The organism is Psychromonas sp. Urea-02u-13 (genome assembly GCF_002835995.1).
GTDB lineage: Bacteria > Pseudomonadota > Gammaproteobacteria > Enterobacterales > Psychromonadaceae > Psychromonas.
This window is the reverse complement of record NZ_PJBZ01000206.1, coordinates 1-1,099: the sequence shown is the minus strand read 5'-3', so window position 1 is coordinate 1,099 and position 1,099 is coordinate 1. Positions and strand designations below refer to the sequence as shown.

Annotated in this window: 1 protein-coding gene; it reads right to left on the bottom strand. The window is 34.5% G+C overall.

Features of this window, described 5'->3' with window-relative positions:
* Window positions 1-277: 277 nt before the first annotated feature.
* Window positions 278-910: a hypothetical protein gene (locus tag CXF74_RS21410; protein ID WP_101084669.1), complete on the bottom strand. Its 633-nt coding sequence runs from the start codon at window positions 908-910 to the stop codon at window positions 278-280.
* Window positions 911-1,099 lie beyond the last annotated feature (189 nt).

The window sequence follows — 1,099 nt, the reverse complement described above, 5'->3', positions numbered from 1 at the left end:
GTCGGCTGCGCGACACCTATTCTTGTTTGTTAGGTTTTTATCTACTGTAGAACCTTTAGTCTTTAAAAGTATGTAATCACGCCGATAAAAGCGCTTTTCAATTCAATATCAGTATATAAATTTTCAGATTCAATATTCACGTTTTGATACCCTAAAGTAAAGCTTAAATCTTTCACCCAATCCTCATCTAGGCTGTACTGTAAGCCAACTTGATAGTCATAAAATAAACGGGCATCTATTAATGAAAAATTACCTTGGGTAAATACACTTAGGTTCGTTAACGGCACTCGAATGTTAGTGGCAACATACAGCATAGGTTCAATTGAGTCGTATTTTTTTTGCCCGTATGCGTTTCAGAATTTTGTGCTGATGTACAATGATGATGGTTCGGCGATATTTGAATGCAATCATCATCACTTGTTTGCCCTGTAACGGAGATAGCAGCATCAAAATCTCTAACGGTTAAACCTAAATCAAATGAAAAAAATGTATTATGAAAAAATTCATAATACAACTCATAATATAAGGTGTAATCGACATAGCTGACATCAAAACTAGCATTAATATCGTCACCAATTAGAAAATCTTCATCGCCGAAGCTAAACTCTTGCGTTAAATTAGTTTTACCAGTGGTATTAAAAGTGGTACTTGAAATGAGTATATTCGGGAGCAAAGGATAAGGGTGTACAACGGCAAAAAAGTAGTTGAATTGCAGTTCTTTTTCTAAATTAAAGTCGATTATAGTGTTGCCTTCACCAAAATCACCTTTTGTTTCACTTTGTCCAATTTGACCACCCAAATATAAACCAACCATCTTATTGGCTTGTGGGGTAAAAGTAAAACGGGAAGCCGCTTGTGCTGAAAAGGCAAAAATAGTAGCAAATGCAGTGGCAAAGATTATTTTTTTCATCTATTTATTACCCTTGTTCACGAATGGTCATATTCCATATACTAGTTATTACTTCTATAAAAAACTGTTAATACAATAATCGATTATAGTTTGTATTTGATTCAAATTAAGAATACCTAACGCCCGCTTAAGCGGACTAAAATTGTTGGTTATAATGTGGAGCGAAGCGGAACCTAACCAACTGTTTTA